At 65.0% G+C, this 257-nt stretch carries 1 protein-coding gene; it reads right to left on the bottom strand.

Annotation, left to right across the window (positions count from 1 at the left end; all coding sequences use genetic code 11):
* On the bottom strand, positions 1–257 hold a 257-nt coding region (locus Q0C48_RS13295), incomplete at both ends, for a ThiF family adenylyltransferase (protein ID WP_291525131.1).

The raw sequence follows: 257 nt of genomic DNA, 5'->3' as shown, positions 1-257 counted from the left end.
AGATCGTGGGTGTCCAGTGCCGCCGCAAGAGACTCAGGTTGCACTGATTCCGCCCAGGCGCTGACCCGGATCTGCTGGTTCATGGCACGCAGTCGATCGCGTGCGGCCAGGGCTTTGGGGCGTCCCAGGTCGGCTTCGCTATAGAGAATCTGGCGTTGCAGATTGCTGAGTTCGACCTGATCCCCATCGCAGACGGTCAGGTTGCCGACGCCCGCGGCCGCCAGATACTGGGCGGCCGGACAGCCTAGCCCACCCAC

This window comes from Acidithiobacillus sp. (genome assembly GCF_023255755.1).
GTDB lineage: Bacteria > Pseudomonadota > Gammaproteobacteria > Acidithiobacillales > Acidithiobacillaceae > Acidithiobacillus.
This window is presented reverse-complemented; position numbering and strand designations above follow the sequence as displayed.